We start from the raw sequence: 13161 nt of genomic DNA on the forward strand, positions 1-13161 counted from the left end.
ATCTATTCCATGTTGGTGTGGCGGGCGCGCATGGCTTCCGGTGTCGCAGCGGTCAGATCCCTGAGCTTCAGCACCATCACCTCGAACAGCAGGAACAGTGCGCCTTCGAACACCGAGCCCATCGGCAGCACCGATGTCTTCCGCGAACCCTGGTCGTCGGCCATGGTCTGCGCCGGGATGAGCAGCGTGAAATCGGCCTGTCTTGCGGCGCTGCTCCCGGCCTGGGCGGTCAGCAGGAGGTTGGTTGCGCCGGCACCGTGAGCGACCCGCATCAAGGTCAGCACGGTCGAGGTCTCGCCGGGCCCGGAACTGGCCAGGAAGACATCGCCCGACCCCAGGGGTGGCGTGGTCATGTCGCCGACCACGGAGACCGGCACGCCAAGATGGTAGAGCCGCATGGCAAAACCCTTGACCTGCAAGGCCTCGCGGCCGCAGCCATAGACGACGATCTGCCTGGCGTCGGCCAGCATCTTGCAAGCCGCGTCGATGCGGCTGCCGTCGATGCGAGCCAACACGCCGCCGAGTTCGCCGAGCGCGGTGCTGAAGAGGTTTTCGCTCTGCTCGCTCACCACAAACCCGCCCTCGAAATCATCCCGGATTTTCCTACGAACAGCTTGATTTCGTTCATGCTAGCAACGGCGAAAATGCGTGTCCAACGCTCCGCGACGCTTTTGCCGGGCCACGGGCATGATAGTGTCATGTCAGACAAATCAACCCAGGAAAACCGCAGGACATGAAGACACGGCATTTCGACCGCATCGGCAATGGCGGCATCAGCTTCACCGAGCTCGGCTTCGGCACGGCGCCGCTCGGCAACCTCTACCGTGCGGTCTCGGACGAGGACGCCAATGCCACGCTGGAGGCCGCCTGGGCGACCGGCTGCCGCTACTACGACACCGCGCCGCTCTACGGGCTCGGCCTGTCGGAAACGCGGCTCAACCCCTTCCTGCGCTCCAAGAAGCGCGACGACTATGTGTTGTCGAGCAAGGTCGGCCGCATCATGCGCGCCTGTCCACCGGAAGAGCGCACCGGTATCGGCAAGTTTTTCGACACGCCGTCGCGCCGCGAGATGTACGACTACAGCTATGATGGTGTCATGCGCTCGTTCGAGGCCTCATTGGAGCGGCTTGGCGTCGATCGGATCGACATCCTTTTCGTCCATGATGTCGACATCTTCACCCATGGCAGCAAGGAAGCGTCCGACCAACGCATCGAGGAGTTCATGCGCTCGGGCTATTACGGGCTGCTGTCCCTGCGCGACCAGGGCGTCATCAAGGCGTTCGGTGGCGGCATCAATGAGTGGCAGGTCTGTCAGACGCTGGCCGAGCGTGGCGATTTCGATCTCTTCCTGCTTGCCGGGCGTTATACGCTGCTGGAGCAGGAGGCGCTGACATCCTTCCTGCCGCTTTGCCGGGCGCGCGGCATCGGCATCGTTCTCGGCGGACCTTACAATTCCGGCATCCTGGCAACGGGCCCGAAACCGGGCGCCTACTATAACTACACCGAAGCGCCACAGGACGTGCTTGACCGCGTGGCGCGTATCGAGGCCGTCTGCAAGCGCCACGGCGTGCGGCTGATCGAGGCGGCGCTGCAATTCCCGTTGCTGCATCCGTCGGTCGTCTCGGTGATCCCCGGTGGCCAGCGACCGAGCGAAGTCGAGAGCAACCGCTCGCTGCTCGACGCGAAGCTGCCGGCAGCGCTTTGGGCCGATCTCAAGCAGGAAGGCTTGATGCGCCCTGAGGCGCCGACCGCATAAGCCGACGACCGTTCGCGTTGCCGTGGGGCATAAAAATGAAAAGCCGGGCAAGCCCGGCTTTTCTGGTCTCTGAAAAGAAAAGAAACGCTTAGTTGACTGCGTCCTTGAGGCCCTTGCCGGCCGAGAACTTCGGCACGGTGCGTGCCGGGATCTGCACTTCGGCACCGGTCTGCGGATTGCGGCCGGTCGAAGCCGCACGCTTTGACACGGTGAAATTGCCAAAGCCGACAAGCCGGACATCGCCGCCCTTCTTCAGTTCGCCGGTGATCACGGAAAATACCGCATCGACCGCCGACTGCGCGTCACCCTTCGAAATGCTCGCGGCGTCGGCGACAGCGGACACCAGTTCGTTCTTGTTCATAAAAATTCCCTTCCATGAGAACACCGGAACTAACGACTCATCCGGCAGGAAACGGACTTTAGAAAGAAGCGTTCCCGCAACCAAGTCGAAAAGCCCGGAAAAAAGCGGAAAAAGCCCGGAATTCCGGGGTTTTTCACATGAAAAAGCCGGGCATGAAGCCCGGCTCTCTGTTTGTGCGCTGCAACTTTAGCTTTAACTAATGCGCGAGCGTCTTGCTGGCATCGTCCGCGCTGTCCGTTGTGGCCGGCGGATTGACCGGTTCGACCCATTCGATCGGCTCCGGCATACGCACCAGCGCATGGCGCAACACCTCACCGACCCGTGCGACCGGAATGATTTCCATGCCGTTCTTCACGTTGTCCGGAATCTCCGCCAGATCCTTGGCGTTGTCTTCCGGGATCAGCACCTTCTTGATGCCGCCGCGCAATGCGGCAAGCAGCTTTTCCTTGAGGCCGCCGATCGGCAGCACCCTGCCGCGCAGCGTGATCTCGCCGGTCATGGCGACATCGGCCTTGACCGGAATGCCGGTCAGCACGGAGACGATCGCCGTCGCCATCGCCACGCCAGCCGACGGTCCGTCCTTGGGCGTGGCACCCTCCGGCACGTGGACGTGGATGTCGCGCTTGTCGAAGAGCGGCGGCTCGATGCCGAAATCGATGGCGCGCGAGCGGACATAAGAGGCCGCCGCCGAAATCGATTCCTTCATCACGTCGCGCAGGTTGCCGGTCACCGTCATGCGGCCCTTGCCGGGCATCATGACGCCTTCCACCGTCAGCAATTCGCCGCCGACTTCCGTCCAGGCGAGCCCGGTAACGACACCGACCTGATCGTCAGCCTCGACCTGACCGAAGCGGAAGCGCGGAACACCGAGGTAATCGGCGAGGTTCGCCGCCGTGATGTTCACCGTCTTCTTCTTCGTCTTCAGGATCTCGGTCACCGCCTTGCGCCCGAGCTTCATCAGCTCGCGCTCCAGACTTCTGACGCCCGCTTCACGGGTGTAGGTCTGGATGATGGCGCGGATCGCGTCCTCGCCGACGGAGAATTCCTTCGGCTGCAGCGCGTGATCGCGGACCACCTTCGGCATCAGGTGCCGCTTGGCGATTTCGATCTTCTCGTCCTCGGTGTAGCCGGCGATACGGATGATCTCCATGCGGTCCATCAAGGGCGCGGGGATGTTCAGCGTATTCGCCGTCGTCACGAACATCACGCTCGACAGGTCGTATTCGACCTCGAGGTAGTGGTCCATGAACGTCGAGTTCTGTTCCGGATCGAGCACCTCAAGCAGCGCCGACGACGGATCGCCACGGAAATCCTGGCCCATCTTGTCGATCTCGTCGAGCAGGAAGAGCGGGTTGGACTTCTTCGCCTTCTTCATCGACTGGATGACCTTGCCGGGCATCGAGCCGATATAGGTGCGCCGGTGGCCGCGGATCTCGGCTTCGTCACGCACGCCGCCCAGCGCCATGCGGATGAATTCGCGACCCGTCGCCTTGGCGATCGACTTGCCGAGCGAGGTCTTGCCGACGCCGGGAGGACCGACGAGGCACAGGATCGGCCCCTTCAGCTTCTTCTGGCGGCTTTGCACGGCAAGGTACTCGACAATGCGGTCCTTGACCTTGTCGAGGCCGAAATGATCGGTGTCGAGCACGTTCTGCGCGAAGGCCAAGTCCTGCTTGACCTTGGAGTTCTTGCCCCACGGGATGGACAGGATCCAGTCGAGATAATTGCGCACGACGGTCGATTCAGCCGACATCGGCGACATCGTCCGCAGCTTCTTCAATTCGGCTTCCGCCTTTTCGCGAGCCTCCTTGGAGAGCTTGGTCTTCTTGATGCGCGCCTCGATCTCTGCGGCCTCGTCGCGGCCGTCCTCGCCTTCGCCGAGCTCCTTCTGGATCGCCTTCATCTGCTCGTTGAGGTAGTACTCGCGCTGTGTCTTCTCCATCTGGCGCTTGACGCGCGAGCGGATGCGCTTCTCCACCTGCAGGACGGAGATTTCGGCTTCCATGAAGCCCATAGCCTTTTCCAGCCGCTCCTTGACCGAGAGCGTGGCCAGCATCTCCTGCTTTTCAGGGATCTTGATGGCGAGATGCGAGGCAACCGTGTCGGCGAGCTTGGAATAGTCGTCTATCTGGCTGGCGGCACCCACCACTTCAGGCGAGATTTTCTTGTTCAGCTTAACGTAATTCTCGAAGTCGGTGACGACGGAACGGGCCAGCGCCTCGACCTCGACCTCTTCCTCATCCGGCTCGACCAGCGCCGTGGCGCGGGCCTCGTGGAAATCGGGGCGGTCGGTGAACGAAACGATTTTCGCGCGCGTGGCTCCCTCGACCAAGACCTTGACGGTGCCGTCGGGCAGCTTCAGCAATTGCAGCACATTGGCGAGCGTGCCGATGTCAAAGATGGCATCGGGCTCGGGATCGTCGTCAGCGGCATTCATCTGGGTGGCGAGCAGGATCTGCTTTTCCTGACCCATCACCTCTTCCAGCGCCTTGATCGACTTCTCACGCCCGACGAAGAGCGGAACGATCATATGCGGGAACACCACGATGTCGCGCAACGGGAGGACTGCGAAGACGCCGTCGCTGGGAGCCTTGGATATTTTGGCCATTGTCCAACCTTTCATGTCGCGATCGCCAGTCGGCCAACCGCGAATCTCATATTAACGACCGGGGATCGTTCCGCCTACCACCGTTTGTGACGGGAGTTTTATAGCACAGAAATCGGGCACCTCGGCCTTCTCCGTTTAGTTGGATGCACGACCCACAAAGATCAAGGGGCAGGTACAAATCCGGCCCTCCAACTTGCCCGCAAGTGACACATTTGCGACGGCAAAACCGCGCGCAGCCGCGAAACCCTGCATAACAGCAAAACGGCGCCTTGCGGCGCCGTTTCAAAATTCCGCTGCAGGCTCATGTCAGGCGCTGACATTGCCCTTCTTTTCCTTCTGCTCGGAGTAGATGTAGAGCGGCCTGGCGCTGCCGGTCACCACCTCTTCCGAAATAACCACTTCGCGCACGCCTTCGAGCGCCGGAAGTTCGAACATCGTGTCGAGCAGGATCGCTTCCATGATCGAGCGCAGGCCACGCGCGCCGGTCTTGCGCTCGATGGCGCGCTTGGCGATCGCCGACAAGGCATTCTCATGGAATGTCAGGTCGACATTCTCCATCTCGAACAGCCGCTGATACTGCTTGACCAGCGCATTCTTCGGTTCGGTCAGAATCTGGATCAGCGCCGGCTCGTCAAGGTCCTCAAGGGTCGCCAGAACAGGCAAACGGCCGACAAATTCAGGAATAAGACCGAATTTCAGCAGATCCTCGGGCTCAACCAGGCGGAAAACATCGCCGGTGCGGCGATCCTCGGGCGAAGCGACGATGGCGCCGAAGCCAATCGAGGTTTTTCTGCCGCGATCCGAAATGATCTTGTCCAGGCCAGCGAAGGCGCCACCGCAGATGAACAGGATGTTGGCGGTGTCCACCTGCAGGAACTCCTGCTGCGGATGCTTCCTGCCGCCCTGCGGCGGCACGGAGGCGACCGTGCCTTCCATGATCTTCAACAGCGCCTGCTGCACGCCCTCGCCCGACACGTCGCGGGTGATCGAGGGATTGTCGGACTTGCGCGAAATCTTGTCGATTTCGTCGATGTAGACGATGCCGCGCTGGGCCCGTTCGACATTGTAGTCGGCCGACTGCAACAGCTTCAGGATGATGTTTTCGACATCCTCGCCGACATAACCGGCTTCGGTCAGCGTCGTCGCGTCCGCCATGGTGAACGGCACGTCGATGATGCGGGCCAGTGTCTGCGCGAGCAGCGTCTTGCCGCAACCCGTCGGGCCGATCAGCAGGATGTTCGACTTCGCCAGTTCGACATCGTTGTTCTTGCCGGCATGCGCGAGGCGCTTGTAGTGGTTGTGAACCGCCACCGACAGCACGCGCTTGGCGTAGGGCTGGCCGATGACATAGTCGTCGAGAACCTTGAGGATCTCCTGCGGTGTCGGCACGCCCTCGCGCGACTTCACCATCGAGGTCTTGTTCTCCTCGCGGATGATGTCCATGCAGAGCTCGACGCACTCGTCGCAGATGAAGACCGTCGGACCGGCGATCAGCTTGCGCACTTCGTGCTGGCTTTTGCCGCAAAACGAGCAATAAAGCGTGTTCTTGGAATCGCCGCTGTTGTTGCCGACCTTGCTCATTTTCATGTCCTTTCATGGCCGCCCGCCGATGGTCTGGCTGAAAGGGCGCATACTCTATCTATCGCGGGAATCCGCCGCCGCCAGTATCCCGGCTCCCGCAACGCATTCCGTACGAAACACAAATCAGAAAACGTGGCAATGATTCGCGACAACCCCGCCTAAAGCTAAGCCGTCGAAACTCAACATAGCCTTAACGTAGGCAATCCTGTCCGCCGAGGGAACAGCCAATTGTGGCCGAAATGCCGCAACACGCGCCAAAAGCGCGTGATGGTGCCATCCAACTGCCAACAAGCCCTTATGCCACAGCTCCTTCAGCCGCTTCGCGCGACGAAATGACCTTGTCGATGAGGCCGAAATCCTTGGCTTCATCGGCGGTCATGAAATGGTCGCGGTCCAGCGTCTTCTCGATCTCTTCGTAGCTCTTGCCGGTGTGCTTGACGTAAACCTCGTTGAGGCGACGCTTCAGCTTGATGATGTCCTGGGCGTGGCGCTCGATGTCGGAGGCCTGACCCTGGAAGCCGCCTGATGGCTGGTGAACCATGATGCGGGCGTTTGGCGTGGCGAAGCGCATGTCCTTGTGGCCAGCGGTCAGAAGCAGCGAGCCCATCGAGGCCGCCTGGCCGATGCAGAGCGTCGACACGGCCGGCTTAATGAACTGCATGGTGTCGTAGATCGCCATGCCCGAGGTGACGACGCCGCCCGGCGAATTGATGTAGAGGTTGATTTCCTTCTTCGGATTCTCGGCTTCGAGGAACAAAAGCTGCGCGCAGACCAGCGTCGCCATGCCGTCCTCGACCGGACCGGTGATGAAAATGATGCGCTCCTTGAGGAGGCGGGAGAAAATGTCGTAGGCCCGTTCACCGCGATTGGTCTGTTCGACCACCATCGGAACGAGGTTCATGTAGGTTTCGACGGGGTTCTTCATCAGTTATCTCTTATCTCGCGGTGGGATTCCGGCGCCGGGAAGGCTGGCAAGTCGGGCAGAATCGGTCTGGATCGTTGTTCCGTAAATAGGATGCCGGCTCATCCTTGTGCAAGGCCGACCCGTCCTAGCCATCTGGGTAAGTCAGATCAAGGTTACGCTGACAGGATTTATCGGCTGGCGCCGTCTCCCGCTGGCGACACTGGTGATCCAGTAGCAGTTTCTTAACCCAGTCGCTTAACGAAATGCGCGGAAACCGCTTTTCTCCGAAAATGCTTCCTCTACAATTCAACGTTGAACTTGTGCGTAGAGTTCAAACAGGGGCAGTGTCATGTCCGGGAAAACCGCATGCTTCACCATTGCCGGGCTGACCATGCTCGGCACGATTTCCGAAACGGCGGCCGGCGGCCTCGCCGCCGAATGCTATGAACCTGTCCGCACGCCGGCCGTCTACGACACGGTCTACGAAGACGTCATGGTCACCCCGCCCGGCCAGCAGGTCGACTACGTCCCCGCGATCTACGGTACCCGCGAGCGCGTGGTGATGACCGTTCCGGCACAGGTGACCTACGAGGTCGTGCCCGCCGTCACCCGTACCGTCTACCATACGGTCCAGGTCGATGATGGCGGCTATTCCTGGGAATGGCGTGTCATCCACGGCCGCCGAGTGCTGTGCAAGATCTGGCACAAGGCGCGTTACGGGCGGGTCGCCGAGACCGTGGTGATCCAGCCGGAACGCACGCGGCGCGTCGTCATCCCGGCGCAGTACGACCGGATTGCCGAAGAGGTGCTGGTGCAGCCGGAACAACGGCGCTTCATCGATGTTCCCGCCTCCTACCAGACCGTCGCGCGGCGCGTGCTGATCCGCGAAGGGTCGTCAGGCTGGCGGCGTGTGCATATTCCGAGGCATTGCCAGGATTAGCGGCCATCGCGTAGCCTGCGCCGCAGCGAATTTCCGTTGGGCTGAGGACATGCGCGACCTGGAAGTTTCCAATCAAGAACTATCAGATCTCGCGGAAGAGGCCCTGGAACTGGCCAAAAGCTATTGGGCGTCCCTCGAGGAGCGTCGGGCGTACCCCTCGACCAGCGGCGAGGATACGACCGAACTCTTCTCGCGTCCTTGGCTGGAGAACGGTCGTGGTCGGGAAGTCTTGCAGGACTTCAAGTCGATGTCAGAGCATGTGCGACCTGCCACCGGCAGATTCTTCGGTTACGTCGTCGGCTCAGGCGAACCGGTCGGCGCGCTGGGAGAATTGCTGGCCGCGGTGCTCAATCAGAATGTGACGTCGTGGCGGTCGGCTCCCGCGGCGACGTCGATCGAACGCGCCGTTGTCGGATGGTTGGCGGAGGCTGTCGGCTGCGCCGGATTTACCGGCAGCCTGTGCGGCGGCGGCTCGTCGGCCAACCTCATGGCGTTGGCGATGGCGCGTGAAGCGAAGCAGCCAGCCAACGAAACAGGCGCACGGCCCTGCGTGATCTATGCTTCCGAACAAGTGCACATGTCCATTCCCAAGGCTGTCGCACTGCTGGGCATCGGCAGAAACAACCTTCGCTTGGTCCCTGTCGACGACAAATTCCGGATGCGACCGGATGCCCTCCAGGCGGCCATTGCCGTCGACCGCGAGGCTGGAAACATGCCGATCGCCATCGTGGCCACGGTCGGCACCATCGTCTCCGGCGCGATCGATCCCCTCCCCGAAATTGCAGACATTGCCCGGAGGGAGGCGCTATGGATGCATGTCGATGGTGCCTATGGGGGACTGGCGGCTCTGGCGGTGCCGGAAAAGTTCCAGGGGTTGTCTTCGGCGGATTCTCTGTCGCTCGACGCGCACAAATGGCTGTATCAGCCACTCGATTGCGGCTGCCTGCTCAATCGTCATCCAGATGTCGCGCGCACGACTTTCTCGCACAGCGACGATTATGTCAGGATCCTGAGTGAAGACCCTACGGAAGCGTTTGCCTTCTTCGAGGAGTCGATCGAGCTTTCTCGACGCTTCCGCGCGCTGAAACTCTGGATGTCGCTGCAGTATCACGGGCGCAGTGCCTATCGCGAAGCCATCACGCGCGATCTCCATCACGCACAATTATTGGCGCAGACAATCGCGTTGTATCCGGAGCTGGAACAGCTTGCCCCTGTATCGCTAAGCGCAGTCTGTTTCCGCCACCGCTCGAAGAGCAACGAAGCGATCCTGCGCCGCGTGATCGCGCGTGGCCGGGTGTACCTGTCAAATGCAACGATCAACGGCCAGTTCGCGCTGCGGGCGTGTTTCGTCAATCACCGAACGACGCCAGAGGACGTGCGGGCGATCGTGTCGGAAGTCATTGCCGCCGCCGACGAGCTCAATCGCTAAGCCGCCGTTGCCTTCTACCTGGCTTGCGCCTCAAGCCACCTCCGCCCGCAGCCATGCCTTCAGGCCAGCGACATTGCCGTCGTCGACGCAAGCCGCGACCCGCCTGCCGACCGCCGCACCGAATTTATAACCATGGCCCGAACAAGCCGAGACGATCAGGCATTTGCCCTTCTCGTGCGCCATGAATTTCTCGTCGGCGGTGAAGGTGTAGGCGCAAGTGACGACCTCCGTCACCCGATACTCCCCGATACGGGCGACCGGTGGCGAAAACAGATTGCGGATCGCCTCGCCCTCGCCTGCCACCGGTTGCCGGTTCCAGTCGGCATCGCTGGTCGGCACCCGGTGCAATCCCGAACCGAATTTCATCCCGGCGCCGCCGGAGGGCGGGATCACATAGCCATCGACAGCGCCGCCGATATCGAGGACCACCGGCGCTGCCTGCCAGGCCGCATCGAGGTCCGCCGGCGGTTCGACATAGGCGAGCGCGGTTCGATATGTCTTCAGCTCGCCGCCCAGTTCCGGGAACAGTTTCAACACCCAGGCGCCGGCAGCGACGACGACGCGGTCGGCCTGCATGGTTTCGCCACCAGCAAGCACGATATGGCCGGCTTCGGCATCGACTTCCACGACCTTACTGTTCTCGTAGACATTGGCGCCGTTGGCGCGCAGCCATCTTGCCAGGCCGGACGCGATCTTGCGGCAATGCAGCGCGCCGCCTTCGGTTGAATAATAAGCGTAACGGAATGAGCCAGCCTCAAGAAATGGCCAGCGTTCGACGGCCGCGTCCGGCTCCAGCAATTCAAACGGGAAATTGCCCTCTTCCAAGCCCTCGCGGTATTCCTCGGCCTCGTCGCCAGGCTCGCGCGAAATGCAGACAAATCCGCGCGCATCGAGGTGTTTTTCACCCAGATCGGCCCACATCTCGTCCCAGGCCTGATAGGCTTCGGTGATCAGCCGGCCATAGCCGGTTCCGGCCCGGTAGGCGCGGCGAATGATGCGGTGATGATCGCCCGACGCGGCCAATGGATTGGGGATCGGCCCCTGTTCGACGATCGAGACGCTGTGTCCAGCCTTGACCAGTGACCACGCCGTTGAAAGCCCGGCGATCCCAGCACCGACCACAATCACATTCATCAGATCAGACTTTCCGCAGCCGCATCGGCTGGCTCAACTCATTGGGTGTCGGGCGCCAACATACGGTCTGGCACCGAGCTGACAAGCCGCGCTAATGATCTGGCATGACCAAATTGACGCCACCCTACCTGGCCTTTGATCCAGCCACCCGCCATCTGCGGCTTGATCCGCATGAACCGGCCTTCTTCCAGAACCCGTATGAGGCCTATGCCTTTCTGCACGGCGCATCGAATGCATTTTTCTGGGAAGAATTCGGCTTCTGGTGCTTTGGCGGCTTCGACGACGTCAACCGGCTGTTGCGCGACCGCCGCTTCGGCCGCCAGAACCCGGCCGGCGTTCCCGACAGAAGCGGCATCGGCCAGGATCGCAGCCATCTGAGCGCCTTCGACGGCATCGAAGCCAACTCGATGCTGGAGCTGGAGCCGCCGGTGCACACGCGGCTCAGAACGCTGGTCAACCGTGCCTTCGTCTCGCGTCAGATCGAACGGCTGCGGCCGCGTGTCGAAGCCCTCGCCAACGAGCTGATCGACCGTTTCGAACCGGACAAATCCGTCGACCTGTTGCCTGCCTTCGCGGCTCCCTTGCCGATCACCATCATTGCCGAGATGCTCGGCGTGCCCGTCGAGATGGGGCCTCAATTGCTCGACTGGTCGCATCGGATGGTTGCGATGTACATGCATGGCCGCACGCGCGAGACCGAGGAGACGGCCAACCGTGCCGCGGGCGAATTTACCGATTTCCTGCGCCTCTATGTCGCCGAGCGACGCAAAAACCCAGGCGACGACCTGCTGTCGTTGCTGATCTCGGCGCAGCAGGATGGCCAGAAGCTGTCGGAGGACGAGCTGGTGTCCTCGGCGATCCTGTTGCTCAATGCCGGCCACGAAGCGACGGTGCATCAGACCGGCAACGCGGTCCGCACGATCCTCGCCCAAGGCGGCGACCCGCGCCGCTTCTTCATCTCGCCCGAAGCGACCGCGGCAACGGTCGAGGAATGCCTGCGTTTCGACGCGCCGCTGCACATGTTTACCCGCTACGCCTATCAGGAGATCGAAATCGCGCCCGGCATCGTCGTGCAGCCGGGCCAGACGATCGGCCTGCTGCTTGGCATGGCCAATCATGACCCGCGCGCCTTCGCCGAACCCCTCGCCTTCCGGCCGGATCGTGCGGACCAGAAGAACGTGTCATTCGGCGCCGGCATCCATTTCTGCATCGGTGCGCCGCTCGCCCGGCTCGAATTGCAGGTGTCGCTGAAAACTTTGTTCGGACGGCACCCGCGACTCCATCTTGCCGAACAGCCGCGCTTCCGCGACACTTATCATTTCCATGGGCTGGAAACGCTCGCCGTCGGCTTCTGACGATCGCGGGCCTGGGGCTGCGAGATGAGGGGCATTTCGATACGCACGGTCGCGTTGGCTTTGGGCATCGCGCTGGCGAGCCTTGCCAGCGCTTGGGCTCAGCAACAGCAGGAAAACATCCCGCAAGAAAACAGCGACGCGGTGGCAAGGAAGCTGGCGAGCATTCTGATTGAACGCCAGACCGGTGCCGCCGTGCCCGCCAACAGGTTCTGGGCCTATGAGGCCGATTTCAACCTCGACGGGTTTTCCGAACTCTATGTCTATGTCGCCGATCCCGCTTGCGATGGGGTGAAATGCGGACTTTTCATTTTCGTGCTGGAAGGCGACAGCTATCGCGAGGTGTTAGGCGACATCCCGGGCGCAAGGCTTGCCGATCCCGCTAAAGTCGGCTTCGGCGCCTTCAAGCGCAACGGCTTCATCGACTTTCAACTCGACCAAGTACTGGCCAGTTGGACAGGCGATCATTATGCGGATTCCTCGACGTTCCCTGCCACGTCGCTCGACGGTGTCGCCTTCCTGGCGGCTTGCCAGAAATCCAAGTCGAGCGAGCAGCCCGAGGAGGGTGAAGCTGAGCAGGTGGCCGGTGAGTGCCAATGCCAGTTCAACCGGTTTCAGACAATCGGCTTCAGCCAGGCCAGCCTGGACACCTATACGGCCTCGATGGGCGAAAACTTCGCCTATCCGAATGGCGAGAAGGAAAAGGCATGGCTCGCCCTGCTCAAGGATGCCGAGGATGTCGGAACCGGTTGCAGCGTCGTAAGTGGCAAAAGCCATTGGCAGCCGGCCTATTTCAAGCACGGCGACCAGCCGCAGCAAAAGCTTGACTTCGAAGCCTTCCTGGATGCCTGCCCAGCGCAGGATTTCATCCTGACAAATCGCAAGATTGGATCACCTGACCGAGCGCTCGGTCTGTGCGGTTGCATTGCCCGCGAACTCCCCACGCAAGGGGTCACGCAAACGGGACTCGATCTGCTGACGCAGTATTATCGCAACGAGATCTCCGACGCGGACATCGAGACGCGGGACGCCGACATTCTGACCTTCCACGACCAGGCGTCAGAAGCTTGCCTCAGCCAGTTCCCGGCGAAGTAGG

11 protein-coding genes are annotated in these 13161 nt (G+C 61.5%); 5 read left to right on the forward strand and 6 right to left on the reverse strand.

What is annotated here, in order from left to right; all coding sequences use genetic code 11:
• Positions 1-2: 2 nt before the first annotated feature.
• A complete protein-coding gene (locus tag AC56QQ_RS20930; RefSeq protein ID WP_497123210.1) occupies positions 3-569 on the reverse strand; it encodes an SIS domain-containing protein in 567 nt (188 codons plus the stop codon).
• Between the two features lie 164 nt (positions 570-733).
• On the opposite strand from AC56QQ_RS20930, the gene AC56QQ_RS20935 reads away from it, so the two are divergent.
• Positions 734-1756 carry an aldo/keto reductase gene (locus AC56QQ_RS20935; RefSeq protein WP_497123211.1) on the forward strand — a complete coding sequence of 341 codons (1023 nt, stop codon included), beginning with the start codon at positions 734-736 and terminating at the stop codon, positions 1754-1756.
• A gap of 88 nt (positions 1757-1844) precedes the next feature.
• Here the strand turns inward: AC56QQ_RS20935 and AC56QQ_RS20940 are convergent, their stop codons facing one another.
• From AC56QQ_RS20940 to clpP, 4 genes are all read right to left on the reverse strand, one after another.
• Positions 1845-2117, reverse strand: a complete 273-nt coding sequence (locus tag AC56QQ_RS20940) for an HU family DNA-binding protein (RefSeq protein WP_023798342.1) — start codon at positions 2115-2117, stop codon at positions 1845-1847.
• Between the two features lie 196 nt (positions 2118-2313).
• Positions 2314-4725, reverse strand: coding sequence for an endopeptidase La (lon, locus tag AC56QQ_RS20945; protein WP_497123212.1), 2412 nt, complete (start codon positions 4723-4725; stop codon positions 2314-2316).
• Positions 4726-5031: 306 nt separating this feature from the next.
• Positions 5032-6306, reverse strand: coding sequence for an ATP-dependent Clp protease ATP-binding subunit ClpX (gene clpX, locus AC56QQ_RS20950; RefSeq protein WP_023759839.1), 1275 nt, complete (start codon positions 6304-6306; stop codon positions 5032-5034).
• A gap of 295 nt (positions 6307-6601) precedes the next feature.
• Complete coding sequence (clpP, locus tag AC56QQ_RS20955; protein ID WP_256750838.1) at positions 6602-7231, reverse strand: ATP-dependent Clp endopeptidase proteolytic subunit ClpP; 630 nt, start codon at positions 7229-7231, stop codon at positions 6602-6604.
• A 328-nt stretch (positions 7232-7559) separates the two neighbouring features.
• On the opposite strand from clpP, the gene AC56QQ_RS20960 reads away from it, so the two are divergent.
• Both AC56QQ_RS20960 and AC56QQ_RS20965 read left to right on the forward strand, forming a co-directional pair.
• Positions 7560-8150 carry a hypothetical protein gene (locus tag AC56QQ_RS20960; RefSeq protein WP_489860970.1) on the forward strand — a complete coding sequence of 197 codons (591 nt, stop codon included), beginning with the start codon at positions 7560-7562 and terminating at the stop codon, positions 8148-8150.
• A 49-nt stretch (positions 8151-8199) separates the two neighbouring features.
• Positions 8200-9579, forward strand: coding sequence for a pyridoxal phosphate-dependent decarboxylase family protein (locus AC56QQ_RS20965; RefSeq protein ID WP_497123213.1), 1380 nt, complete (start codon positions 8200-8202; stop codon positions 9577-9579).
• Between the two features lie 30 nt (positions 9580-9609).
• Here the strand turns inward: AC56QQ_RS20965 and AC56QQ_RS20970 are convergent, their stop codons facing one another.
• A complete protein-coding gene (locus AC56QQ_RS20970) occupies positions 9610-10713 on the reverse strand; it encodes an NAD(P)/FAD-dependent oxidoreductase (protein WP_497123214.1) in 1104 nt (367 codons plus the stop codon).
• Between the two features lie 104 nt (positions 10714-10817).
• Between AC56QQ_RS20970 and AC56QQ_RS20975 the strand changes: the two genes are divergently transcribed.
• Together AC56QQ_RS20975 and AC56QQ_RS20980 are read left to right on the forward strand one after the other, a co-directional pair.
• On the forward strand, positions 10818-12068 hold the full coding sequence (locus tag AC56QQ_RS20975; RefSeq protein WP_497123215.1) for a cytochrome P450: 1251 nt from the start codon (positions 10818-10820) through the stop codon (positions 12066-12068).
• A 60-nt stretch (positions 12069-12128) separates the two neighbouring features.
• Positions 12129-13160, forward strand: coding sequence for a hypothetical protein (locus AC56QQ_RS20980; RefSeq protein ID WP_497123216.1), 1032 nt, complete (start codon positions 12129-12131; stop codon positions 13158-13160).
• The last annotated feature ends 1 nt before the right edge of the window (position 13161 follow it).

The organism is Mesorhizobium sp. RCAM 05099 (genome assembly GCF_059683685.1).

Coding starts and splice junctions, on each gene's coding strand:
- AC56QQ_RS20935 (WP_497123211.1), top strand. CDS start 734: ATGAAGACACGGCATTTCGACCGCATCGGCAATGGCGGCATCAGCTTC.
- AC56QQ_RS20940 (WP_023798342.1), bottom strand. CDS start 2,117: ATGAACAAGAACGAACTGGTGTCCGCTGTCGCCGACGCCGCGAGCATT.
- lon (WP_497123212.1), bottom strand. CDS start 4,725: ATGGCCAAAATATCCAAGGCTCCCAGCGACGGCGTCTTCGCAGTCCTC.
- clpX (WP_023759839.1), bottom strand. CDS start 6,306: ATGAGCAAGGTCGGCAACAACAGCGGCGATTCCAAGAACACGCTTTAT.
- clpP (WP_256750838.1), bottom strand. CDS start 7,231: ATGAAGAACCCCGTCGAAACCTACATGAACCTCGTTCCGATGGTGGTC.
- AC56QQ_RS20960 (WP_489860970.1), top strand. CDS start 7,560: ATGTCCGGGAAAACCGCATGCTTCACCATTGCCGGGCTGACCATGCTC.
- AC56QQ_RS20965 (WP_497123213.1), top strand. CDS start 8,200: ATGCGCGACCTGGAAGTTTCCAATCAAGAACTATCAGATCTCGCGGAA.
- AC56QQ_RS20970 (WP_497123214.1), bottom strand. CDS start 10,713: ATGAATGTGATTGTGGTCGGTGCTGGGATCGCCGGGCTTTCAACGGCG.
- AC56QQ_RS20975 (WP_497123215.1), top strand. CDS start 10,818: ATGACCAAATTGACGCCACCCTACCTGGCCTTTGATCCAGCCACCCGC.